Origin of the sequence: Candidatus Portiera aleyrodidarum (assembly GCF_000953295.1) — a bacterium.
In the GTDB taxonomy this organism is placed as follows: Bacteria; Pseudomonadota; Gammaproteobacteria; order Johnevansiales; family Johnevansiaceae; genus Portiera; species Portiera aleyrodidarum_A.
The window spans coordinates 60,893-87,108 of sequence record NZ_LN649255.1 but is presented as its reverse complement, the minus strand read 5'-3'; the positions used below and the strand labels follow the sequence as shown (position 1 = coordinate 87,108).

The 26,216-nt window shown below is 27.4% G+C and carries 21 protein-coding genes and 1 pseudogene; 15 read left to right on the top strand and 7 right to left on the bottom strand.

All coding sequences use genetic code 11. The features are described 5' to 3' along the window. Positions 1 to 15: 15 nt before the first annotated feature. Genes PAD_RS00415 through lpdA form a run of 5 tightly spaced genes read left to right on the top strand, consistent with a single transcriptional unit; the run spans position 16 to position 8,137 of the window. Positions 16 to 1,434, top strand: a complete 1,419-nt coding sequence (locus PAD_RS00415; protein WP_219848765.1) for a DEAD/DEAH box helicase — start codon at positions 16 to 18, stop codon at positions 1,432 to 1,434. Then, positions 1,435 to 2,898 (top strand): glutamate--tRNA ligase, encoded by a 1,464-nt coding sequence (gene gltX / locus PAD_RS00410; RefSeq protein WP_219848764.1) that lies wholly within the window; start codon positions 1,435 to 1,437, stop codon positions 2,896 to 2,898. Further along, positions 2,889 to 5,579 (top strand): 2-oxoglutarate dehydrogenase E1 component, encoded by a 2,691-nt coding sequence (locus PAD_RS00405; protein WP_219848763.1) that lies wholly within the window; start codon positions 2,889 to 2,891, stop codon positions 5,577 to 5,579. Before gltX ends, PAD_RS00405 begins: the two co-directional genes overlap by 10 nt. 14 nt (positions 5,580 to 5,593) lie before the next feature. Further along, a complete protein-coding gene (gene sucB / locus PAD_RS00400; RefSeq protein WP_416352732.1) occupies positions 5,594 to 6,703 on the top strand; it encodes a dihydrolipoyllysine-residue succinyltransferase in 1,110 nt (369 codons plus the stop codon). Between the two features lie 15 nt (positions 6,704 to 6,718). Next, positions 6,719 to 8,137 carry a dihydrolipoyl dehydrogenase gene (gene lpdA, locus PAD_RS00395; RefSeq protein ID WP_219848819.1) on the top strand — a complete coding sequence of 473 codons (1,419 nt, stop codon included), beginning with the start codon at positions 6,719 to 6,721 and terminating at the stop codon, positions 8,135 to 8,137. On the opposite strand, the gene holA is transcribed toward lpdA, so the two are convergent. The 3 genes from holA to ybeY are packed head-to-tail and all read right to left on the bottom strand — an operon-like array spanning position 8,121 to position 12,168. Further along, positions 8,121 to 9,074, bottom strand: coding sequence for a DNA polymerase III subunit delta (gene holA / locus PAD_RS00390; protein ID WP_219848762.1), 954 nt, complete (start codon positions 9,072 to 9,074; stop codon positions 8,121 to 8,123). The two genes, lpdA and holA, sit on opposite strands and share 17 nt — an antisense overlap. Continuing rightward, the gene (leuS, locus tag PAD_RS00385; protein ID WP_219848761.1) at positions 9,071 to 11,665 is read right to left on the bottom strand and encodes a leucine--tRNA ligase; all 2,595 of its coding nucleotides are present in this window, start codon (positions 11,663 to 11,665) and stop codon (positions 9,071 to 9,073) included. The genes holA and leuS overlap by 4 nt, the downstream gene beginning before the upstream one ends. Positions 11,666 to 11,685: 20 nt before the next feature. Continuing rightward, on the bottom strand, positions 11,686 to 12,168 hold the full coding sequence (gene ybeY, locus PAD_RS00380) for an rRNA maturation RNase YbeY (protein ID WP_219848760.1): 483 nt from the start codon (positions 12,166 to 12,168) through the stop codon (positions 11,686 to 11,688). A 124-nt stretch (positions 12,169 to 12,292) separates the two neighbouring features. Here ybeY and trpB point away from each other — a divergent pair, with 124 nt between their 5' ends. Beyond that, on the top strand, positions 12,293 to 13,471 hold the full coding sequence (trpB, locus tag PAD_RS00375) for a tryptophan synthase subunit beta (protein WP_219848759.1): 1,179 nt from the start codon (positions 12,293 to 12,295) through the stop codon (positions 13,469 to 13,471). Beyond that, on the top strand, positions 13,471 to 14,283 hold the full coding sequence (gene trpA, locus PAD_RS00370; RefSeq protein ID WP_219848758.1) for a tryptophan synthase subunit alpha: 813 nt from the start codon (positions 13,471 to 13,473) through the stop codon (positions 14,281 to 14,283). The genes trpB and trpA overlap by 1 nt, the downstream gene beginning before the upstream one ends. Here trpA and PAD_RS00365 read toward each other — a convergent pair. From PAD_RS00365 to PAD_RS00355, 3 genes and pseudogenes are all read right to left on the bottom strand, one after another. Continuing rightward, a complete protein-coding gene (locus tag PAD_RS00365; RefSeq protein WP_219848757.1) occupies positions 14,265 to 14,465 on the bottom strand; it encodes a YfhL family 4Fe-4S dicluster ferredoxin in 201 nt (66 codons plus the stop codon). The two genes, trpA and PAD_RS00365, sit on opposite strands and share 19 nt — an antisense overlap. Before the next feature lie 3 nt (positions 14,466 to 14,468). Then, a pseudogene (locus PAD_RS00360) lies at positions 14,469 to 14,878 on the bottom strand (redoxin domain-containing protein). Next, entirely contained in the window at positions 14,875 to 17,529 is a 2,655-nt protein-coding gene (locus PAD_RS00355) for a valine--tRNA ligase (protein WP_219848756.1), read from the bottom strand. Before PAD_RS00355 ends, PAD_RS00360 begins: the two are co-directional and overlap by 4 nt. A gap of 135 nt (positions 17,530 to 17,664) precedes the next feature. Between PAD_RS00355 and PAD_RS00350 the strand changes: the two genes are divergently transcribed. From PAD_RS00350 to era, 4 genes are all read left to right on the top strand, one after another. Further along, positions 17,665 to 18,879 carry an acetylornithine/succinyldiaminopimelate transaminase gene (locus PAD_RS00350; RefSeq protein ID WP_219848755.1) on the top strand — a complete coding sequence of 405 codons (1,215 nt, stop codon included), beginning with the start codon at positions 17,665 to 17,667 and terminating at the stop codon, positions 18,877 to 18,879. Positions 18,880 to 18,887: 8 nt separating this feature from the next. Next, positions 18,888 to 20,690 carry a translation elongation factor 4 gene (gene lepA / locus PAD_RS00345; protein ID WP_219848754.1) on the top strand — a complete coding sequence of 601 codons (1,803 nt, stop codon included), beginning with the start codon at positions 18,888 to 18,890 and terminating at the stop codon, positions 20,688 to 20,690. 79 nt (positions 20,691 to 20,769) lie between these two features. After that, positions 20,770 to 21,429 carry a ribonuclease III gene (gene rnc / locus PAD_RS00340; RefSeq protein WP_219848753.1) on the top strand — a complete coding sequence of 220 codons (660 nt, stop codon included), beginning with the start codon at positions 20,770 to 20,772 and terminating at the stop codon, positions 21,427 to 21,429. Beyond that, positions 21,422 to 22,234, top strand: coding sequence for a GTPase Era (gene era / locus PAD_RS00335; protein WP_219848752.1), 813 nt, complete (start codon positions 21,422 to 21,424; stop codon positions 22,232 to 22,234). The genes rnc and era overlap by 8 nt, the downstream gene beginning before the upstream one ends. Before the next feature lie 11 nt (positions 22,235 to 22,245). Here the strand turns inward: era and PAD_RS00330 are convergent, their stop codons facing one another. Then, on the bottom strand, positions 22,246 to 23,913 hold the full coding sequence (locus tag PAD_RS00330) for a proline--tRNA ligase (protein WP_219848751.1): 1,668 nt from the start codon (positions 23,911 to 23,913) through the stop codon (positions 22,246 to 22,248). A 171-nt stretch (positions 23,914 to 24,084) separates the two neighbouring features. On the opposite strand from PAD_RS00330, the gene infC reads away from it, so the two are divergent. From infC to pheS, 4 genes are read left to right on the top strand one after another with little or no spacing between them, the layout of a single operon-like run. After that, positions 24,085 to 24,633 carry a translation initiation factor IF-3 gene (gene infC, locus PAD_RS00325; protein WP_258172090.1) on the top strand — a complete coding sequence of 183 codons (549 nt, stop codon included), beginning with the start codon at positions 24,085 to 24,087 and terminating at the stop codon, positions 24,631 to 24,633. Positions 24,634 to 24,641: 8 nt separating this feature from the next. Continuing rightward, a complete protein-coding gene (gene rpmI, locus PAD_RS00320; RefSeq protein WP_219848750.1) occupies positions 24,642 to 24,833 on the top strand; it encodes a 50S ribosomal protein L35 in 192 nt (63 codons plus the stop codon). Between the two features lie 22 nt (positions 24,834 to 24,855). Next, on the top strand, positions 24,856 to 25,212 hold the full coding sequence (gene rplT / locus PAD_RS00315) for a 50S ribosomal protein L20 (RefSeq protein WP_219848749.1): 357 nt from the start codon (positions 24,856 to 24,858) through the stop codon (positions 25,210 to 25,212). Positions 25,213 to 25,215: 3 nt separating this feature from the next. Beyond that, the gene (pheS, locus tag PAD_RS00310; RefSeq protein ID WP_219848748.1) at positions 25,216 to 26,214 is read left to right on the top strand and encodes a phenylalanine--tRNA ligase subunit alpha; all 999 of its coding nucleotides are present in this window, start codon (positions 25,216 to 25,218) and stop codon (positions 26,212 to 26,214) included. The last annotated feature ends 2 nt before the right edge of the window (positions 26,215 to 26,216 follow it).

Sequence of the window (26,216 nt, the reverse complement as noted above, 5' to 3'; positions counted from 1 at the left end):
GTTAGAAGGTGTAAAATGAATTCGAGTTATTATTATAAAATTAAATTTAAAAAGTTTGCTTTATTACCTGCGGTTTTGAAGTCTATTAAATATGAAAATCCTTTCACTGTACAAATAAAAACAATTCCTTGGTTACTTGAAGGACGTGATTTATTAGGTAAAGCTCAAACAGGAACAGGAAAAACAGCAGCTTTTGCATTACCTTTATTAACTAGAATAGATGTAACTATTAAGCATACGCAAGTATTAGTTTTAGCTCCTACTCGTGAAATTGCACAACAAGTTTCTGGAAATTTTCTTATATATGGCAAATATGTAAAAAATATTTCCGTTATTACTATATGTGGTGGTCAAGAATATAGAGAGCAATTACGTGGTTTAAATAAAGGTGCTCATATTGTAGTAGGGACTCCTGGACGTGTTATAGATCATTTAATAAGAGGTTCTATGAATTTAAAACATCTAAATGCCCTGGTACTGGATGAAGCTGATGAAATGTTACGTATGGGTTTTATAGAAGATATAGAAATAATACTAAAAAAGATGCCAGAAACTACCCAAAAAGTGTTTTTTTCTGCAACATTACCTTTCGAAATAGAACCAATAGTTAATCGTTATTTAGTTAATCCTATAAAAATTCAGATTGAATATAAAACAGTAAAAAATACTATTATTCAAAAGTTATGTAAAATTGAAAATAATGCTAAAATTGAAGCATTAGCGCGGATTATAGAAATTTATAAAATTAATGCAGCAATTGTCTTTGTGCGTACTAGAGCTTCTTGTAGCAAGTTAGTGGAGAAATTAACTTCACGTAGTATTTCAGCAGCAGCCCTTTCTGGTGATTTAAATCAAAAATTACGGGACCGAACTGTATATAGATTAAAGTTAGGTAAAGTTAATATATTAGTTGCTACAGATATCGCTGCTAGAGGACTTGACTTTCCTAGTATTACTCATGTGATTAATTATGATATACCAAATGATAAAGAAGCATACATTCATCGGATAGGAAGGACAGGAAGGGCTGGACGGGGAGGAACAGCTATTACTTTTGTAAATAGAAGCGAATTACGAAAAAGAAAATGGTTAGAAAAAGCTCTTGGACAAAAGATGGAAATAATGGAAATCCCAGATGTAAAGGCATTAAGAGATCATCGTGATCGGGTTTTTAAAAATCGTGTAACTACAATATTAGCTTCTAGAAATTATAATCAACGGTATTTAGATCAACGGTATTTAGTACAAGAATTAGTAGATAAAGGCTTAAATCCAATAGAATTAGCAGCAGTATTTGCACATTTAGCACGTGAAAAAGAGGCTAAAATTCATGAAATGCCTAAAAAAGGGGCAGGTGGTGGGTTAAGAAAAAGTAGATTACGACGTAGGAAAGGGGATCGGAAAAAGACATCAAAATTTATTACAGTTAGATAGATGAAGAAGATACGCACACGGATTGCACCTTCACCTACAGGAAGCCCACATATCGGGACAGCCTATATAGCTTTATTAAATTTTTGTTTTGCTCGTACTAATAATGGAAAAGTAATTCTTCGACTTGAAGATACAGATAGATTGCGATCAAAAAGGAAATTTGAAAAAAAAATTTTAGAATCATTAGATTGGTTAGGCTTAAAATGGGATGAAGGACCAGATATTGGAGGAAAGTTTGGGCCTTATAGGCAAAGCGAACGTAATGAGATTTATAAAAAATATGTTGAGAAATTAATTAATTCAGGTAAGGTATTTAAATGTTATCGTACTAGTAAAGAACTAGAAAAATTACGGAAATGTAAATTTGATAAAGCATTAAAAGAAAAAGATTTACAGTTAGATTATAAAGAATTAAAATTTAGGAAAAAATACAAATGGCCTTATGTAATACGGCTTAAAGTTCCTAATAAAGGAGTATGCGTATTTAATGATGTGTTGAGGGGTAAGATTAAAATGAATTGGTCTCAGGTTGATTCACAAATTTTAATAAAATCTGACGGAACCCCTACTTATCATTTAGCGAATGTAGTAGACGATTATTTGATGGGGATATCTAATGTAATAAGGGGGGAAGAATGGATAAATTCTACTCCAAAACATAAGTTGATTTATGAATATTTAGGTTGGAAATTTCCCGAAGTTTGTCACTTACCATTATTACGTAATACAGATAGATCAAAACTATCTAAACGCAAACAAAATAATTCACTTGAATATTATCGTAAAATGGGTTATTTACCCCAAACAATAAGAAATTACTTAGGTAGTATTGCTGGGATTAAAAATTCTATAAAAGAAAATTTTTCTATAGAAGATATAAATGTTGATCTTCAGAGTATATCTTTAGGAGGTCCAATATTTGATTTAGACAAATTGACTTGGTTAAATGGTATTTATATCCGGTCAATGGAAGATAAAACTTTAATTAAGGTTATGTATGAATGGGCAAAAGACTATATATATAAGATTTTCCCATCAATTAAACCTCGGATAAAAATTTTAACTGATATTATCCCTTTTTCTGAACATTTGTTTTCTGGATTACCTAACTTAAAAACAGAAGATTTTAAAGTTATTTCTTTGAAAACCACCCTGCAAATTAAAGTACTTAAAGTTTTATGGTTGCAGTTAGAATATATAGAAAAATGGGAAAAGGTAACTATACTATATAAGGTTAAACAATTATCTAACCATTTTAAAATTAAAATGAAAACAATAATGGCTCCAATATTTATTGCAATAAATGGAAGATTAATTTCTACATCGGTAATTGAGACTTTGGGTATTATTGGTAAAGATATAACGCGAATACGTTTGGAGCAGGCAATAAATATATTAGGAGGTATAACACTAGAACAGGAAAAGAAAATAATAAAGGAATATTATAAAAAAATATGCAAATAGCATTAGAAAATGTTAGTTATTTAGAAGAAATATACGAACAATACCAAAGTGGGGATAAAATTTCTGAAGAATGGCGGCAATATTTTGAAGAGATTAGTAAAAAAGAAAATAAATGTATTGTGAAAACAAAAGAAAATTCAAAAAGTGAAAAAAATATAAAAAAACAAATGAGTGTTTTGCAAATTATTAACGAGTATCGTTATATGGGGCATCTAAAAGCAAACTTAGACCCACTAAATGGTAAGAAAGTTAATCAATTTAATAAAGAGAAAGTTAATCAATTTAATAAAGAAGATATAAATAAAGTATTTTATACTGGATTTGGTAATAAGAAAGCAAGATTAAAAGAAATTATTGATTTTTTGGATAGAACTTACTGTGGATCAATTGGATGTGAGTTTATGCATATAATTAACAACGAAGAAAAAGTGTGGTTGGAGCAAAGTTTGGAATCTGTTCGTAACAAATACTCACAAAAAAAAAGAAGTTTGCATATTCTAGAATTAATTACTGCAGCAGAAGGATTAGAAAAGTATTTATCGCGTAAATATCCTGGGACTAAACGGTTTGGTATAGAAGGTGGAGAAACTTTAATTCCTATGTTATATGAATTAATTCAACGGGCTGGAAGTTATGGGATTAAAGAAATTTTTATAGGGATGGCTCACAGAGGACGTATAAATGTGTTATTTAATATTTTAGGTAAGAAACCAGCAGATATAATTAATGAATTTGAAGGAAAACAAATATATGAATCAGGTTCTGGTGATGTGAAATATCACCAGGGGTTTAGTTCAAATATAATGACAAAAGGTGGAGTTGTGCATTTAAAATTAGCATTTAACCCATCACATTTAGAAATTATTTATCCAGTAATAGAAGGAGCGGTTCGTGCGAGACAAGATTATATTAATGATATGGCAAGAAAAAAAGTCTTACCTATTGTTGTACATGGTGATGCAGCCTTTTCTGGACAAGGTGTAGTAATGGAAACATTACAAATGTCAAAAATAAAGGGATATAATACAGGTGGTACTTTACATATAATAATTAATAATCAGATAGGTTTTACTACTTCTAGACACAATGCACGATCAACTAAATATAGTAGTGAGATTGCAAAAATGTTTCAATATCCTGTTTTTCATGTAAATGGAGATGATCCTGAAGCGGGGCAATATGTAACACAATTAGCAGTTGATTATAGAAATAAATTCAAAAAAGATGTAGTAATTGATATGATATGTTATAGACGGAACGGCCATCATGAATCAGATGACCCATCAATAACACAACCAATAATGTATAAAAAAATAAAAAAGCACCAAACTACACGGGAAATTTATTCAAAATATTTATTAAAACAAGGTTTAATATCAGAGAATGAGGTTAAAAATATGGTGTATTTATATCGCCAGAAATTAGATTATTATGCTAAGAAGAATTCATATAAAAAAAAATCAAGTTTTATTATGTACAAATATTATGATGAGGAGAATTGTGATACCTCATTTGAACTTGATCGGATGCAGGAATTAACGGTAAAAATGTGCCATTTGGGCAGAATCGAAGTTCAAAGTAAAGTTGCTAAAATTTACGAAAATCGCCGTAAAATGGTAAATAGCAGTGGGATGAATATAAATTGGGGTTTTGCTGAGATGTTATCATATGCTACTTTATTAGATGAAGGTTATGCCATTCGTTTAACTGGTCAAGATACAGGAAGAGGAACTTTTTCTCATAGGCATGCAGTAATCCATAGTAAAAAAGATGGAACAGTATGGATACCTATGCAAAACATAAAAAAAGGGCAGCCGAAGTTTACTATAGTGGATTCTATTCTTGCAGAAGAAGCAGTGCTAGCTTTTGAATATGGTTATTCTACTACATCACAAAATATGTTCGTAGCTTGGGAAGCTCAGTTTGGAGATTTTGCTAATGGAGCCCAGGTAGTGATTGATCAATTTATATCTTCTGGTGAAACTAAGTGGGGAAGGTTAAGCGGTCTAACTTTATTACTACCACATGGTTATGAAGGTCAAGGTCCAGAGCATTCTTCTGCTCGTGTTGAACGATTTCTTCAGTTATGTGCGGAACAAAATATGGAAATATGCATACCTTCAAATCCTTCCCAACTATATCATTTAATACGTAGGCAGGTAAGACGCAAATTACGAAAACCATTAATATTGATGCAACCAAAAAGTTTATTGCGGCATAAATATGCTAAGTCTAGTTTAGAAGATTTATCTTATGGAAGTTTTAAAATGGTGATTGGTGAAACAGAGAGAATTGATCCGAATATAGTAAAAAGAATTATAATTACATCAGGTAAAGTATATTACGAGTTGGTTGGATATCGTAAAGAAAATAATATTAATGATATTGCTATTTTACGACTCGAACAGATTTATCCTTTTCCTACTAAAAGTATTATAGAAAAAATATCTATTTACTCTAAGGCTTCACATATTATATGGTGTCAAGAAGAACCTAAAAATCAAGGAGCTTGGTATCAAATTAAGTACTATTTAATTAAATTATGTAATAAGAAGAAGCTTAAAAAAAAGTTAAAATTTGTAGGTCGGACTGCTGCAGCAGCACCAGCATCTGGTTATATTGAGTTACATATTAAACAGCAGGCTAATTTAATAAAAGAAGCCTTTAACGCAATAAAATAAAAAGGATAATTAACATTAAATATATAGATATAAAAGCTCCTAGCTTTCCTGAATCAGTAAATGAAGGTACAGTTGTTAAGTGGTATAAAAAACCTGGGGAAAAAATTTCACGAGATGAAAATATTGTTGAAGTAGAAACTGATAAAGTATTGCTAGAGGTTGTGTCACCAGCAGAAGGAATTATTAAAGATATAAAGATTCCAGCAGGTAAGCCATGTAAATCAGAGCAAGTGCTAGGTATTATTGTTGTAGAAAAAGAAATATATTCTAATAAAGAAATATATTCTAATAAAGAAATATCTTCTAATAAAGAAATATCTTCTAATAAAGAAATATCTTCTAATAAAGAAATATCTTCTAATAAAGAAATATCTTCTAATAAAGAAATATCTTCTAATAAAGAAATATCTTCTAATAAAGAAGTCGGAGAAAAAAGGGTAAAGATGAGCCGATTACGGCAGACGATGGCTAAACGGATAGGAAAAGCGCAAAATGCTGCAATGTTAACTACTTATAATGAAGTAGATATGAGTAAGATAAGAGAGATACGCTCACAATATAGGGAACTATTTAAAGAACTACATGGTACGAAGCTAGGATTAATGGGTTTTTTTGTAAAAGCTTGTACTGTGGCGCTAAAACAGTTTACTAAAGTTAATGCATTTATTGATGTTGATGCTAAAGAAATTATTTATCATAATTATCAAGATATTGGAATAGCAGTTTCTACCAAGAGGGGTTTAGTTGTTCCAATATTAAGAAATACTGAGTCTATGGAAATAGTAGATATTGAGAAATTAATTATGGATTACAGGCGACGTGGTATTAATGGAAAATTAAGTATTAAAGAAATTACTGGTGGAACTTTTACTATAAGTAATGGGGGGGTATTTGGATCTCTTTTTTCTACTCCTATTATTAACCCCCCTCAAACAGCGATAATGGGCATGCACAAAATTCAAAACCGGCCAGTAGTTTTAAATGGAGAAATAGTTATACGTCCGATGATGTATTTAGCGTTGTCTTATGATCATCGTATACTTGATGGGAAGGATGCAGTACAATTTTTAAATTTAGTTAAGGAGCTTTTAGAAAACCCTATACGGTTTATATTAAATATTTAAATGAACGAGATAAATATGGAAGCTAAATTTGATGTACTTGTTATTGGTGCAGGTCCAGCAGGGTACGTTGGGGCTATCAGAGCTGCCCAATTAGGGCTAAAAACAGCTTGTGTTGAAAAATGGGTCAAAGAAGATGGAAGAATGATTTATGGGGGGACTTGCCTAAATGTTGGATGTATACCTTCAAAAACATTATTAGAAATATCACATAAGTTTATTGAGGCGAGGGATAAATTCGAAGAATTAGGTATTAAGATTGAGAAGCTTAGGATCGATATAAAAAAGATGATAAGGCATAAAAATAAAATTGTTTATAGTTTAATTAATGGAATTGATGCTTTGTTTAGAACTAATGGGGTTACAGTATTGAAAGGAACTGGTAAGATTTTAAATGAAAAAAAAGTAGAAGTTTATCACAACGGAAAAAAGAGTATTTTTAAAGCTAAGAATATTATTATTGCTTCTGGATCTATTCCTAGCAGCATTAAGCAAGCTCCATTCAATGGACATACAATAATAGACTCAGCAGCTGCATTAAGTTTACAGGATGTACCTAATCGCCTAGGTATAATAGGAGCAGGTATTATTGGGATAGAAGTAGGTTCAGTTTGGAGCAGACTTGGCAGCAAGGTTACTATATTGGACGCATTAGATCAAGTATTTCCAGCTGTAGATGAAAGTTTAGCTAAAGAAATATCAAAAATATTAACAAAACAAGGGTTAAATATTAAATTAAATGTGCGTATTATGGGTTGCGAAGTTAAAAATAAAGAAGTTAAAGTTAAGTTTATGGATCAATTTGGTGAGCAGAGCTTAATTTTTGATAAGTTGATAGTTTGTGTAGGTAGGATACCTTATACACATAAGCTAATAGATAAAAGTAGCGGGATAGAGTTAGATGATAAAGGATTTATCAAAGTTGACCAACAATGTAAAACAAGTATACCAGGAATTTATGCTGTAGGAGACGTAGTTAGGGGTCCTATGTTAGCACATAAAGCTGCACAAGAAGGTATTATGGTAGCTGAAAATATAGCTGGTAATAATGTACAGATAAATTATGAGACTATTCCATGGGTGATTTACACAAGCCCAGAAATTGCTTGGGTGGGAAAAACTGAACAGCAGCTTAAATCAGCAGGAATTAAATATAAAGTAGGGATTTTTCCGTTTTCCAATTGCGGAAGAGCTAAGGCAAATAATGAACTACAAGGTATGGTTAAAATAATGGTAGATGCTGGAAATGATAGAATTTTAGGGGTTCATATAATGGGCCAAAATGCTAGTGAATTAATTGCTCAGGGTGTTATTGCAATGGAATTTAGTTCAAGTGCTGAGGATTTGGCATTAACATGTTTTGCTCATCCTACCCTTTCAGAAGCAATACACGAAGCAGCTTTTTCAACATTAGGTACTACTATTCATAAGGTTTAAGAGCTCCTGCTAACATTAGAACTAAATTATTCAAGAATACCCAAAGGATATTATGCTCATGTTTATGTTTAATGGCATTGTCTAAATATTGAGCAAATAAAAACATATTATGTATGGAAGAAATAGATAACCTTTGTAGTGCTTTTTTATGTTTTTTATTTATTTTTTTTATACCCACTGCTTTAAATATAAATATACGGAATTCACTAATTAAATTCCATAAAATAATAGATACATCAAAATCTGAGAGTTGCAAGAATTGAATAATACATATGCAGCGAAGCGGGTCACCTAAAATACAAGCATCCAGCAAATCAATTCCATTAAATCGTGAATTATCCGGAAGAGTCTTTAATATATCCTGTGCCTTTAAAAACTTAGGGTTATTGGATATTAATTTATCCAAGGCAATTAAATTACCTTCAAAACGCTGGTTTAAAAGTGAGAGAGCATCTATATTAAGACTGATTTTATGTTTTTTTTCTGCTCGATTAAAAATCCAACCAGAAATATCTTCTATTTCTGGAAGAGGTACAAAAACGCTAATTGCTTCTAGATCTTTAAACCATTTTGTTTGTTGTATTTTATAATCTAAATGTGGAATCATAATCAATAAAAAAATATTATTACTCTTTAATAGCTTATGAAGATTTTTAATATATTGAAGATTGGGTGGGAGTCTAAGAAATTGTATTTCTATGAGCTTAAGTATGGCAAAAAGTGATAAATTAGTAGAGACTTTCAATAGTTGTTTGCTCCAGCTTTTTTCTTTTTCTATATATAGTACTTTACGATATACCCTACCTAATGAAGTAAATTTTGCACGAATCATGTCACAGACTTCCAGATATACCACAGGTTCAGATCCAGATAAAAGATAAAGGGTAGAGAAATTGTTGTTTAAATACTCAGAAAGCTGATAAGAAAATATCTTCATTTTTTAACTACTATATTAATTATTTTTTCTGGTACGATAATAATTTTATTAATGAGTTTTCCTATTAGGTAACAATTTATATGTTTAGAGGATAAAATACCGATTGCCAGTTTTTTGGGACCATAATTTATAGGGAATTTTAATATTTTACGGAACTTTCCATTAATTTGTACAACCACGGTAATTAATTTTTCTAATAAGCATTGTTTATTAAACTTTGGCCAATTTGCATCAATAACGGGATGTTCGTATCCCAGTTTTTTCCATAATACATGGGTAATGTGCGGAACGATTGGTGACATTATTAATATAATAGATTTCAAAGCTTCCCTAATTACAGATAACCCCAGGATACTATAATCAAGAAAACGTGATACTAAATTAGTTAATTCCATTACTTTTGCTATTACAGTATTAAACGTATGCCGAAAGATCATATCTTCAGTAGCTTTTTTTATTGTTTTCTGGGTTTTGCGATATAAAATAAATTGAGAGGGGGTTAATGATGAGATTTTTATTTTATTATTTTTTGAAAAATATTTAGATATATGTATATGAACTAGATTCCATAAACGTTTGAGAAATCGGTAAGCACCTTTAATTCCAGTTTCTGACCAAATAAGTGATTGTTCTGTAGGTGCGGAAAACATAATGAATAAGCGTAATGTATCTGCACCAAATTTATCAATTATAGTTTTAGGATCAACTCCGTTATTTTTTGATTTAGACATTTTTTCAATACCGCTACTTATAACAGAGCCACCATCTTTAATTAAAGTTGCTATAATTTGACCTGTGTTTTTATCTTTATTTAACTTTATATCTAAAGGGCTAAACCATTCTTTTTTACCATGTATTTTTCTATAGTAGGTGGGAGTAATAACCATGCCTTGAGTAATTAATTTTTTGAATGGTTCATCACACTCTAAGAAGCCAAAGTCCCGCATTAATTTATGGAAAAACCTAGCATATAATAAATGCAAAATTGCATGTTCAATCCCACCAATATACATATCAACTGGTAACCAATAGTTTACCCTTGCATCAAGAATCGATTTTTTATTATTGTAACTACAAAAACGTGCATAATACCAAGACGATTCTATAAAAGTATCAAAAGTCTCCGTATCACGTACCCATCCATTTCCTAACTCGTAAAAAGATGGTATTTTTTTTAAATTAAAATTATCTAACTTACTATTAAAACTCAACTCGGTTGGTAAACAAACCGGTAATTCTTTATCTGTAAGCGGGACTGTTTCTCCTTTTGGACCATACTTTATAGGAATCGGAGTCCCCCAATATCTTTGTCGGGAAATACCCCAATCACGCAGCCTAAAATGATTTTTAATAACTCCACACTTTATTTGTTTTATATATTTATTAATATAATCAAATGCTTCAAAAAAATTTAATTTATCAAATATACCTGAATTTATAATGAATCCATATTTGGTATATGCTTTTTTAGAAATCTCAGGAAGAATCCCATTCTTATCTGAAATTACTGGTTTTATTGGTAATCCGTACTTATATGCCAATTCCCAGTCTATTTGATAATGGGCAGGAACCCCCATTACTGCCCCAGTACCATATTCCATAATAAGAAAATTAGAAACATAGATTGGTAAATATTCATTGGTAATTGGATGTAAGACTTTATATCCTATATATAAGCTAATTTTTTCCTTATTTAATAATTCTACTGAAGAATTTCCACCTATACGAAAAGTTTTACAAAAATTCATTAATTTTTTATTATTTTGTGCAGCTAATTCAACTAAAGGATGATCTGGAGCTAAGATTATATAAGTAACTCCAAATAGTGTATCTGGACGTTTTGTAAAAACTTTCAAATTAGATAAAAAGTTAGGAACAGAAGCCAGAACTTTGAAATAAATTTCTATTCCTTTAGATTTACCAATCCAATTAATTTGCATTTTTTTTACAGACTCTGGCCAATCTAGATTTTCTAAACCTTTCAAAAGTTCTTCAGCATAATCTGTAATTTTAAGAAACCAGATTGGAATTTTTATACGTTCAACTTTTGCCCCAGAACGCCATCCAATACCCTTGATTACTTGTTCGTTAGCTAAAATAGTATTATCAACAGGATCCCAATTAACACTCGCATTAGTTTTATATATTAAACCATGGTCTATCAATTTAATAAAAAACCATTGTTCCCAACGAAAGTACTTGAAATTACATGTTGTTATTTCTCTACCCCAATTATAAGAAAAACCTAACTTTTTAAGTTGTTTACGCATATAAAAAATATTTGCAGATGTCCATTTTTTAGGAGAAATAATATTTTTTTTTGCAGCATTTTCTGCTGGCATACCAAAAGCATCCCAGCCAATCGGATTTAATACATTTTTTCCTAGCATACGTTGTAAACGAGAGATTACATCTCCTATTGTATAATTACGTACATGCCCTATATGTAAATTACCACTGGGATATGGAAACATACATAAACAATAAAATTTTTCTTTATTAATATCTTCTACTGTTTCAAAACATTTATTATCTTCCCAAAACTTTTGTGCTTCTTGTTCAATATCTATATAATAAAATGGATTTTTCATATATATTAAATTTTGTTTTATTAACTGAATTTTATTTGTTCTAATATTGAGTATTCAATATTTTCCATATTAGCAGCATCATTTTCATTGTTGTGATTGAAACCAATTAAATGTAAACACCCATGGATAATTATATGAGCAAAATGAGCTATAAAAGATTTATTTTTTTGTAATGATTCATATAAAATTATATTTGGAGTTATTACTATTTCACCTATTAAAGGTATTTTAATCCCAGGAGGTGCTTCATATGGGAAAGAAAGTATATTTGTTAAATTATTTATCCCACGATAATAGCTATTAAGTATATAAATTTCTTTATATTCAACAAAACGTATAGTTAATTCTTTAAAATATTTATGTCTTTTTTTATAATGTTGTTGAAAAACTAAATAAATCCAAGAAAAAATTATTTTTTCATTTGGTATAATTAATTTAATTATATTATTAATATTAATTTCATATTGAAAATTTATAATTATTGGTAACTTTTTTATTTGCATTATAAAAAAAAATTTAAATAGTTAATCAATAGTTTGTTAATATTAATTATATTATAAATACTAGTAAATAATATAAAAAATTATAAAATATAAATTAAGTAAAAAAAAATACTAAGGATTAATAATGAATAATCTACCTAATGATGAAGGTTTATTTGGTGATTTTGGTGGTCGTTTTGTATCAGAAACCCTAATGCCTTTAATAATAGAGCTTGAAAAAACTTACCAATCAGCTAAAGTAGATAACTCATTCAGAAATGAATTATTATATTATCAAAAAAATTATATAGGCAGACCAAGTCCATTATATTTAGCTGATAGAATTACTCAAAACTTAGGTGGTGCTAAAATATATTTCAAAAGAGAAGATTTAAACCATACAGGTGCACATAAAATAAATAATTGTATTGGTCAAATCTTATTAGCAAAACGGTTAGGTAAAAATCGAATTATTGCAGAAACAGGTGCTGGAATGCACGGAGTAGCAACTGCAACTGTAGCGGCCAGATTTGGTATGAGGTGCGTGATTTATATGGGTTTGACTGACGTTAAACGTCAAAAAACAAACGTTTATCGCATGAAATTATTAGGTGCTAAGGTAGTACCTGTAACTTCAGGTAAGGGGACATTAAAAGATGCTATGAATGAAGCATTAAGAGATTGGGTAAATAATATAGAAAATACATTTTATATTATAGGGACAGTTGCAGGCCCACATCCTTATCCTGTTATGGTTCGTGATTTTCAATCTATAATTGGTTATGAAGTCCGTGAAAAAATTATTAAAATTGAAGGGAAACTTCCTGATATATTAGTTGCTTGTATTGGTGGGGGATCTAATGCCTTGGGTTTATTTTATCCAATGATAAAGGAGAATGTACGGATGATAGGAGTAGAATCAGGGGGAAAGGGAATTGAAACAGGGAAACATGCAGCTAGCCTGACTGGAGGTGTCCCAGGAATTCTTCATGGTAATCGTACTTATCTTTTACAAAATCAAGATGGTCAAATTAAAGATGCTCACTCAATTTCAGCAGGAATGGATTATCCAGGGGTAGGGCCAGAACATTGTTATTATTATAAATGTAAGCGGATTGATTATGTATCTGTTACTGATAATGAAGCTCTTGATGCCTTTAAGAAATGTTGCTATTTAGAAGGTATAATACCAGCTTTAGAATCAGCTCATGCCTTAGCGTATGTTAGTAAAATAGCTCCCAGATTATCAAAGAAAACTATTATATTAGTAAATATGAGTGGTAGAGGCGATAAGGATATATCAATTATAAGTGAGCATTGTTAATGATTATTAATAAACGTATAAAAATTTGTTTTGAAAAATTATACAAGAAGAAAAGAACTGCTTTGGTAACTTTCATAACTGCCGGGGATATAAATTACGACCAGTCTTTAGAATTAATAAAAAATTTACCTAAAGCAGGAGCTGATATTATAGAATTGGGGATGCCTTTTACAGATCCTATTGCTGATGGTGAAATAATACAAAAATCAACGCAAAGATCATTATATAGTGGACATAATCAAAAAAAAACATTTGAATTGGTAAAAAGTTTTCGTGTTATTGATAATAAAACACCAATAATTTTGATGGGATATTATAATACTATTTATAGATATGGAGTAAAAAATTTTATTAAAGATGCTTATACAGCTCAAGTTGATGGGTTAATAATAGTTGATTTACCACCAGAACATGATAAAGAAGTTTGTATCCCAGCAATAAAACAGGGAATTGATTTTATACGTATAATTACACCAAACACAAATGCAAATAGAATACCTTTGATATTAAAAAATTCTTCAGGATACATTTATTATATTTCAATAAATGGAGTTACAGGAGGAATTGCTCCAAAAGTTGAGGAAGTAGAAAAATCAGTCAAAATAATACGGAAATATACAAATTTACCAATTGCAGTTGGTTTTGGGATTAGAAATCTACAACAAGTTAAAAAACTAGCAAATATTAGTGATGCAGTTGTAGTGGGATCAGCTTTATTAGAAAAAATAGAAAAATATTGTTGTAAACCTAAAAAAGCAATTAGTAATGTCTTAAAAATAACTAGGAAATTATCTCAAGGATTACGTTGTTGAGGAATGATGCAAGCAACTGGACAAACTTGTTGACATTGTGGATGGTTAAAAAAACCAATACATTCATTACATAATTCAGGATTAATTTCATAAATTTCTTCACCTGGAAAAATAGCATTATTTGGACAGGTAAGTTCACACACATCACAGTTAATACAATCATTTGTAATTAGTAAAGACATATATTATATTTTTCCTACTAAATCTATATTAGGTTTTAACGTTTTTGATCCTTCTTTCCAATTTGCTGGACCAAACTCATCTGGATGCTTAGTAATCTATTTTTATTTTCCGTTCAGATAAACCTGTTTCTTCAATAAGACCGTTAAAATTCCGAGAAAGAAGACCTGCTGGATCTGCAATCATCGGAAAGTTGATTTTAGAAATAGTAGAAGAGCTCTCATTCCAGACTTTGTGGGTATAGTGTGTTATATATTTCAACACCTAGATTTTTAAATTTAGAATAATTTTCAGATAAATCTAAAAGTTCTGCAGGACATACAAAACTAAAATCAGCAGGATAAAAAAATATAACAGACCAATTACCTTTTAAAGCTTCATCAGAAATATTAATAAATTTTATCCTTTTTTTTATTTATTTTTACCAATTAATTTAATTAAATATTTAGCTTTTTTTAATTTAATTTTATTTTTTTTTATTACATATTTAGGAGCTTTATTAATAAAATTTTTATTTTTTAATTTAATTTCTAAAATTTTAATTAATTTTTTTTGTTTTTTCAATTCTTTGTCTTTTATAAGAAATTTACAATTTGAATATGGGATATGTATTATCATCATATTTTCAATATTTTTTGATAAGCAAGAAATATTTTTTGGTTCATAATAATTTATAATTTGAATTTTAGCTAGTTTGCATATATAAAAATTATATTTTTTTAATAATTTTTTATAAAGAATTTTTATTTTAGAACAAAAAATTTTTATTATTTTAAAGTTATCAATATTTATTGATGCACGCATATAACGTATATTTCTAATAAATTTTTTTATAAATTCTATATCAGATATAGCTTTTTCATCAATTTTATTTTTATCTATCTTAGGCCAAGATTGATTAAGAATTATTGTTTTTTTATTTTTATATTGTATATTTTTCCATAATTCTTCAGTAATAAAAGGAATCATAGGATGCAATAATAATAAAATTTCTTTTAATACATATTCTAATGTATTTATTGTACTAAGTTTAACTAAGATATATTTACTATTAAAAATTAGTTTAGAAAATTCTAAATACCAATCACAATATTCATTCCATACAAAATCATAAAGAATTTGAGATGCTAAATCAAAACGATATTCTTCTAAATAATTAGAAAATTTTTTTTTAGTTTTTTGTAAAATTGAAATAATAAATCTATTTATCGAATTTAAATTTTCCCAATAAAAATAATTATAATAATAATTATTATTATAAATTTCTGATTTAGATCTAACATATCTTGTTGCATTCCATAACTTATTACAAAAATTACTATAACATTTTAATCTTCCTATATCAAAATTTATATCTTTACCTGGTAAAGATATAGATAAAAATGTATATCTTAAAGCATCAGCACCAAAATTTAATTTATTTTTTTCAATCCCATTTATTAAATCAAGCGGATCTATAACATTACCTTTAGATTTTGACATTTTTTGTCCAATTTTATCTCTAATTAAACCATGTATATACACTTTTTTGAATGGTATTTCATTAGTCAATTTAATGGACATCATTATCAAACGAGAAACCCAAAACGGTATAATATCAAAACCAGTAATTAAAACACTAGATGGATGAAATAAATTAAAATAATATGTATTTTGAGGCCAGCCAATAGTACTAAAAGTCCATAATCCTGAACTAAACCAAGTATCTAAAACATCACCAGATTGATATAATTTAGTTGTAAAATTAATAAAATTTTTATTTCTTATTTCTTCTTCATTACGTCCAACAAATATATTATTATTATCATCAAACCAAGCTGGGATTCTATGTCCCCACCATAATTGCCGAGAAATACACCAATCTTTAAGATTATACATCCAATTTATATATATTTTTTCATAATTTTTTGGTATAAACCTTATATTCTCGTTTTTTACTGCATTAATAGCTAAATTAGCTAAACTTTTAATAGAAACAAACCATTGATCTGTAAGTAATGGTTCAATTACGGCCCCGGAACGATCACCACACGGCAACATTAATATATAATTATCTATTTTTTTTTCTAAAAAATTATTTTTTAATAAGTCATTAACTATATTTTTACGTAATAAATTTATAGACAACCCAACATATGATTTTGGTAATTTAATAAAATTATAATTTAAAACTTTACCTGATTTAAATTTACATATTTCTGCTTTTTTTCGAACTCTAAACTTCTTAGTAAATATATTTATTAAGAGACTGTTATTACGTTTACCAATTTTATAATCAATAAAATTATGTGCAGGTGTAATTTTAACACACCCTGTACCAAACTGTATATCAACAATTTCATCAGTAATAATTGGTAATACACGACCTAATAATGGTAATTTCACACATTGACCTATTAAATTTTTATAACGGTTATCTTTAGGATTAACTGCAATAAAAGTATCTGCTAGAAGGGTTTCAGGCCGGGTAGTAGCAACTAATAAATAATTTTTTCCATCAATAGTTTTTATATTATTTAATAAAGGATAACGTATATACCATAATTTACCCTTTGATTCAATATTTTCAACTTCTATATCTGATAGAGCTGTAAATAAAATTGGATCCCAATTTATCAATCTTTTTCCTCTATAAACTAATCCTTCTTTATACAATTTAATAAAAGCTTCCTGCACTGTTTGATAAAAACCATAATCCATAGTAAATCGTTCTTTTTTCCAATCAACACTTATACCTAGCCGTTTCATTTGTAAAATAATTTTAGGTATAGTATAATTACACCATTTAAATGTTTTTTTTATAAAAATTTTTCTTCCCAAAGTAAGACGAGAGATTTTATTTTTAGCAAGATTATTTTCAATTAAAATTTGTGTTGCTATCCCAGCATGATCAGTTCCAAATTGCAATAGGGTCTTATAACCTTGCATACGTTTATAACGTATAATTGTATCTATTAATGTATATTCAAAAGCATGACCCATATGCAATTTACCGTTAACATTTGGAGGAGGAATCATAATGGAAAAAGGGATACCTTTTCCCCATTTATTATATAATTTATTCATTAGATTAATTAGAATGTTATCAATATTAGTTATTGTTAGATATTAGTTATTGTTAGATATTGTTAGTTATTGATTTTAATAAACATATGTTAAAATATAACATAAAATAATAAAAAAATAATTAAATAGAAAACTATGAATATTATTCCAAATATAAAAGATTTTTATAATTATATACTACCAGTTTATTCACCTCAAAATAAAATTCCAGTTAAGGGGCAGGGTAGTAAAATCTGGGTTCAAGATGGTAGTGAATATATTGATTTTGCAGGTGGAATAGCAGTTAATGCGTTAGGATATAGTAATCCAGCACTAATTTCAGCATTAAAAGAACAAGCTGATAAAATATGGCATTTATCTAATCTTTATACTAATGAACCTGCTTTATGTTTAGCAAAAAAATTAGTAAAAAAAACTTTCGCTGATAAGGTTTTCTTTTGTTCTAGTGGGGCAGAAGCTAATGAAGCTGCATTAAAATTAGCTAGACGTTATTCTTATGAATTTTTTGGTTCCCAAAAAAATATAATTATTTCTTTTAAAAAAGCTTTTCATGGTCGTACCTTTTTTACTGTAAATGTAGGAGGAAAAAAAAAATATTCTAAAGGTTTTGGACCTGCTCCTTTAGGGATAAGACACGCTGAATTTAATAACTTAAATAGTATTCGTAAATTAATCAATACTTATACAAGTGCTGTTATTATAGAACCAATACAAGGTGAAGGTGGTATAAACGTAGCAGAATATTATTTTTTAGAAGAATTACGTTATTTATGTGATAAATATAACGCATTACTTATATTTGATGAAGTCCAATGTGGAATGGGACGTATAGGTAAACTATTTAGTTATATGCACTATAATATTAGACCAGATATTATTACTTTAGCAAAATCTTTAGGTTGTGGTTTTCCTTTGGCAGCGATGCTGACTACTGATAAAGTAGGGAAAGTATTTAGTTTAGGTACACATGGCTCAACATATGGTGGGAATCCATTAGCTTGTGCTGTAGGTAATACTGCATTTGATATAATTTCTTCTAGTTCGGTATTAAGTGGAGTTGTTAAAAAACATTATTTATTTAAAAATCATATTAAAAGAATTAATTTAGAATTTGATATATTTAAAGAAATACGAGGGCTTGGTTTGCTTATTGGTATAGAATTAAATAAAAATTACCTAAACAAAGGTAGAGAGATTTTAAAACTAGCTTTTGAAAATGGGTTAATGTTATTAAATGCAGGGAAGAATATATTAAGGTTAGCTCCTTCTTTAATAATTTCTAATGAAGAAATTGAAGAAGGTATGAAAAGATTATATAAAACAATAAAAAAATTTAAAAAAAATAATTAGTTTTTATTATGTTTAAAACACCAAAATATATTCGTAATTTTTCAATTATTGCACATATTAATCATGGAAAATCTACTTTAGCTGATAGAGTTATTCAACTTTGTGGTGGTTTATTATACCAAAGAAATTTTAAAGATCAAATTTTAGATTCTATGGATATAGAGCGTGAACGTGGGATAACAATTAAATCACAAGCAGTAACATTATTATATAAAAGTAAAAAAGGAAAAAAATATAGATTTAATGTAATTGACACACCTGGACATGTTGATTTTACTTATGAAGTTGAAAGATCTTTATATGCATGTGAAGGTGCTTTATTAATTATTGATGCATCACAAGGTATAGAATCTCAATCTTTAACTAATTATTATACAGCGGTAAAACGTGGCTTAAAAATTATTCCAGTTGTAAATAAAATAGATTTACCTCAATCTTATCCTAAATATACAATTGAAAACATTGAAAAAATATTTACTATTAAATCTAGTAAGGTTTGTTGTATATCATCTAAAGTTGGTTTAGGTATTAATATTTTATTAGAAAAATTAATAAAATATATTCCATGCCCAAAAGGTAATCCATATAAACCGTTAAGAGCTTTAATTATTGATTCTTGGTTTACAAATTATCTTGGTGTAATATCTTTAATTAGAATTTTTGATGGAACTATAAAAAAAGGTGATAAAATTATTATTAAATCTACAGGACGTATTTGGGATATTAACACATTAGGTTTTTTTAGCCCAAAGCGTTATTTAACTTGTAAATTAAGTGCAGGAGAAGTTGGTTTTATCGTTGCTGGGATAAAAGATATTAATGGAGCACCAGTTGGCGACACAATTACACATGCAAATACTAAGAATGTCCCTTTAATATCAGGTTTTAAAAAAATTAATTCAAAAATTTTTGCAGGCGTATATCCAGCAAATATAAAAGATCATAAACATTTTAGAACCGCTATAGAAAAATTAGCACTAAATGATGATTCTTTAAATTATATACCAGAAAATTCTAAGATTTATGGTTGTGGTTTTCGTATTGGTTTTCTTGGAAAGTTGCATTTAGAAATAGTCAAGGAACGTATAGAACGTGAATATGGTATAAAATTAATAATAACTTTACCAACTGTTGAATATAAAATTAAATTAAAAAATGGGAAAATCAAATATATTTCTGATCCATCTAAAATTCCAGAAAATTATAAATTGATATATGAACCTTTAGTACTTGCTAGAATTTTAGTACCTAAAGAATATGTAGGTAAAGTTATTAAAGAATGTATTAAATTTAGGGGAACACAAATTGATATGATTTTAATTAAAAATTATATTAAATTAATTTACGAATTACCTATGGCTGAAGTAATAAAAAATTTTTTTAATAGGCTAAAATCAGTTTCTAAAGGTTATGCATCATTAGATTATGAATTTTATCGGTTTAAAAAATATAAATTAGTTCGTTTAGATATATTAATAAATAATAATCGTATTTCAGCTTTTACTAGGATTGTTCCTTTTGATCAAGCATATAAACAAGGTAAAAAGTTTATAGAAAAAATAAAAAGATTATTATCTAAACAATTAGTTAATATTAACATCAACGCAGTTATTGGTAATAAAATAATAGCAAAATCAATAATAAAAGCACTAAGAAAAAATGTTACTGCAAAATGTTATGGAGGTGATATTACTCGTAAAAAAAAATTACTTGAAAAACAAAAAGAAGGTAAAAAACGTATGAAAAAAAGTGTAAGTATAGAAAGTAATAAAAAAATATTATTGTCTTTATTAAAAAAAAATATATTTTAATTCATATTCTAGATCTTTATTTCCTGTTTTTTTATTAGTTAATTTTACAAATTCATTTATTTTTGAACCTTTACAAATTATGAAGACTACCTTTCTAGAAAACGTAATAGGTTATAAATTTAAAAATAAAAATAATTTAAAATTAGCGTTGAATCACCGTAGTATTAGTTATTATTATAATAATGAAAGAATGGAATTTTTAGGTGATTCTCTAATCACTTTTATTATAGGAGAAGCTTTATTAATTAATTTTCCTGAATTTAGAGAAGGATTCTTATCAAAAGTACGTGCTGATTTAGTACAAAGTAAAACTCTAGCTAAATTATCTAATGAATTAAAGTTAGGAAAATATATAAATTTTGGATTAAAAAAAATAAAATTACAAAATAATGAATCTATATTAGCCGATACTATGGAAGCACTGATTGGTGCTATTTATTTAGATGGAGGTGTTAATCCAACTAAAAAAGTTGTATTAAGTTTATTTCGTAACCGTTTAAAAAAAATAAAAAGTTCAAATTTTATTAAAGATCCTAAAACTAAATTACAAGAATATTTACAATATAGACAGATTAAATTACCAATTTATGAAATAATATATATATTAAATGGAAAAAATGAACAAAATTTTCTAGTAAAATGTTGCGTAGAAAAATATATAACTACTGGGATTGGTTATAATAGACGTAATGCTGAACAAAAATCAGCAAATAGTTTATTAAAGATATTAAATGAATAACATTTGTGGTTTAGTAACTTTAGTAGGAAGTTCTAATGTAGGGAAATCTACTTTGCTTAATAGAATTTTAGGCCATAAAATTTCTATTACTTCACGGCATAGATTAACTACTCGTAAACAAATAATAGGAATAAAAACAACAGGTACAATCCAAACTATTTATTTAGATACTCCAGGTGTAATAAAAAAAGATTATAAAAAAAATAATCAAATATGGATAAATGCTATTAAGATTGCAGATTGCGTAATATTTGTTATTGATCGTATGTCTTGGAATATAGAAGAACAATTATTATTTCAACATATTAAAAAAATTAATATATCAATTATTATTGTAATTAATAAAATTGATTGGATAAAAAATAAACAAAGTTTATTACCATGGGTTAAAACATTATATGAAAAAATAAAATGTTCTGAAATAATACCTATATCTGCAAAATTAGGTATAGGTATTAAAGAACTTGAATCTTTAATAATATCTCATTTACCTAATAACAATCATTGTTTTCCAGCTTATCAGAAAACAGATCAAAATAAAAGTTTTTTAATAGCTGAATTAATTAGAGAAAAAATAATAAATAAATTACATTCTGAAATTCCTTATTTTATAAATGTTAAATTAGAAAAAATAATTAATACATTAAAAATTATTCATATATATGCATTAATAATTGTTAAACGTAATAGTCAAAAAAATATTATATTAGGAATAATTAAAAAAATTTGTATTGAATCACGAGTTGCAATAGAAAAGATTTTTAATAAAAAAATTATGTTGAAAGTTTGGGTTAAAGTAAAATAAAAAAATATATTTTACTTTTTTGAATTTAAATATTTTATTAATTCATCTGGATTCATAAAAATAGATTTTTTATTTTTACGATTATTATATTCTATTTTTTTTTTATTACGATCACTTATAAAAATCCGATGAGGAATCCCAATAATTTCCCATTCTGTAAGTTTCTGTCCTAATCTAATTTCTCTATCATCTAATAATACATCAATATTAGCTTTGATAAAAGTTTTATAAAGTTTTTCTGATAATTCAATTACTTTTTTAGATTTATGTGAATTAATTGGAATTAATACAACTTCAAAAGGTGCTAGATTAGCTGGCCAAATAATACCATCTTCATCATGATTCTGTTCAATTGTAGCAGCTATTATTCTTGTTAATCCAATACCAAAGCAACCCATCAATAATGGGTTTTTTTTACCTATTGAATTCATAGCTAATGCATCCATTAGTTTAGAATATTTTGTACCTAATTTAAAAATATGTCCAACTTCAATACTACGTTTTATTATTAATTTACCAAAACCATCAGGGGATGACTCTCCATGTACAACATTTCTAATATCAACAATTTTTGGTAATGGTAAATCACGATCCCAATTTAGACCAACATATAATTTCTTATTTTGATTTGCACCTGCACTAAAATCACACATAAAAGCAACACTTTTATCAACTAGAATAGGTATATTTAGTCCGAGAGGTCCTATAAATTTTATGTTTTCTCCTATTTTTATTAAAATTTCTTCATTATTTAATATAGTTAAAGGTTTAGCAACTTCTAATTGGTTCTCAACTTTAAATTTATTTATTTCATGATCATTACGTAATATTAAAGCTATTAAATTATTTTTTTTACCAATTAAAATTAAGATTTTAATCTTTTTTTTTATTTCTTTTTTATTTTTTTTTATCTCAATTAATTTTAATGATGATTTTTTTATATAATTTTTTTTATTTTTTAATAACGCTTCAGCAATTTCAAGATTTGCAGCATACTTAGATTTATTAGATAAAACTAACTTATCTTCTCCTGAAGTAGCTAAAATATGAATTTCATGTGAACAAAACCCACCTATTGTACCATTTTCTGCGTTAACTGAGCGGTAATCAACATTACAACGTTTAAAAATTCGATTGTAGGCATTATACATATTTTTATATGTATTATCTAAACATTTATTATTAATATGAAAAGAATAAGCATCTTTCATAATGAATTCACGTGCCCTGATTAAACCAAACCTAGGTCTAATTTCATCACGAAATTTAGTTTGAATTTGATATAATATTAATGGTAATTGCTTATACGAATGAATTTCACGACGTATAAAATCCGTAATAACTTCTTCATTAGTTGGACCAAAACATAATTCTCTTTTATTACGATCTTTAAATTTTAATAATTCTGGACCATAATTATCATAACGTTTAGATTCTTTCCATAATTCTAGAGGTTGTATTGATGACATAAGTACTTCATTAGCTCCAATTAATTCCATTTCATGACGTATTATATTTTTAAATTTTTTTAAAACTCTAATTCCAATAGGTAACCAAGTATAAATTCCAGAAACTAACCGTCTAATCATACCAGCCCGTAACATTAATTTATGACTTATAATTTCAGCTTTTGATGGGATTTCTTTTAATGTTAAAATCAATAATTTACTAGCTCGCATATAATGTATCCATTTTACATAAATTTAATATTACCACAAGCAAACCAACGGTAAGTGATTATAAAGTGTAAAACATACTTTACAACTTATATCAGATTTAATTATACTTGTGGTAATGAGTATAACACGTAATGTTGAATAATTATATATGGAGAAGTAAAAATAAATAAAATTAATCAACGGGGGCAAGGAAAAGAAAAATTAGCCCCGATAAACAAAGAAATACGGGCTAATAAAGTTCGTTTAATTGGTAAAAAAGGGGAACAATTAGGCATAGTATCTATTAATGAAGCTATAAATAAAGCTGAAGAATATGGTTTAGATTTAGTACAACTTTATAAAAATACTGAAACAATAGTATGTAAGATTATGGATTATGGTAAATTTAGATTTGAACAAAAAAAACAAAGATCTGCACAAAAGAAAAAACAAAAACAAATTCAGGTTAAAGAAGTAAAATTTAGACCTGTTACTGATGAAAGTGATTATCAAGTAAAGCTCAAAAGTTTAATACGTTTTATAGAAGATGGAGATCGTAGTAAAGTTACATTACGTTTTAGAGGACGAGAAATAGCTCATAAAGAGTTAGGAATAAAATTAATGGAACGTATTTTAATAGATTTAAAAGATTTAATTATAGTAGAATCTAAACCTAAACTGGAAGGTAAACAAATTATAATGATGCTTACACCAAAAAAAAAATATAAAAAAAATAATTAGTTTTTATTATGTTTAAATTAAAAAATAATAGTGGGGCTTCTAAACGGTTCCGTAAAACTTTTAATAAGTTTAAATATCGTCATTCTTTTAGAAATCATATATTAACAAAAAAATCATCAAAACGAAAACGTAAACTTCGTAAACTAAGTCTAGTTAATAAGTATAATATTAAAACAATAAAAAGATTGTTACCAGTATAAATAAGTTGGAGAAAATTAAAAAATGTCCCGTGTAAAACGTGGTGTCTTGGCCCACAAACGTCATAAAAAAATTATTAAACAGGCGAAAGGTTATTATGGATCTAGATCAAGAGTCTACCGTGTTGCTAAACAAGCTGTAATAAGGGCAAAACAGTATGCATATAGAGATAGGCGTCAACGCAAACGGCAATTAAGAAGTTTATGGATTATGCGGATAAATGCCGCAGCAAGAAGTTATGGTCTTAATTATAGTAAATTTATTTATTTAATAAAAAAATATAAGATTAATATTGATCGAAAAATAATTGCAGAGTTTGCTATTAGAAAAAAAAATTATTTTTATAATATAATTCAAACTGTTAAAAATAATATGGAATGAAAAATGTCGTATGAGATCAGGAAGATTATTAAATTAGTAGAAGAAGCAAATATAAAAATTAATACAACTAATAATATTAATAAGCTTAATGAAATTCGTTTACAATATTTTGGTAATAAAGGTAAATTAACATTACAATTAAAAAATATTAGTAAATTAAAATCATATGATAAACCGATTATTGGAGAAGCAATTAATAAAACTAAAAAAAATTTATATAAAAAGTTTAATTTTCATAAGAATTTATTACAAAAAGAAAGAATAAAGAAGAAATTAGCAAAAGAAAAAATTGATGTGACTTTGCCAGGCAGAGGAGGTCAAAATATAGGAAACTTCCATCCTATTACACGTACTTTATATAGAATAAAAAACTTATTTTTTAATCTTGGTTATAAATTAGTTGATGGTCCAGAAATAGAAGATGACTTTCATAATTTTGAAGCATTAAATATGCCTAGAAATCACCCGGCTCGAGCAATGCATGATACTTTTTATTTTAACGAAAATTATATGTTGAGAAGTCATACATCTTCTATATTAATAAGAATAATGGAAAAAAAAAATCCACCATTAAGTATTATTGGGGCAGGTAAAGTTTATCGGTGTGATGCAGATATAAATCATAGCCCTATGTTTCACCAAGTTGAAGGATTATTAGTTGATGAGTGTGTTAGTTTTTCTGATCTAAAAGGTACTATTGAGATTTTTATTAATTGTTTTTTTGAAGGACAAAAAATAGAAGTAAGATTTAGGCCTTCATATTTTCCTTTTACAGAACCTTCTGCTGAAGTCGATATTCGTATGAAACCTTATTCAGATTGGTTAGAAGTTATCGGTTGTGGAATGATTCATCCTAAGATATTAAAACGTTTAAAAATTAATACTAAGTATTCTGGTTTTGCTTTTGGAATGGGAGTTGAAAGATTAACTATGCTTCGTTATGGGGTTAAAGATTTACGTACATTATTTAAGAATGATATAAGGATTTTGCGCCAGTTTTAATT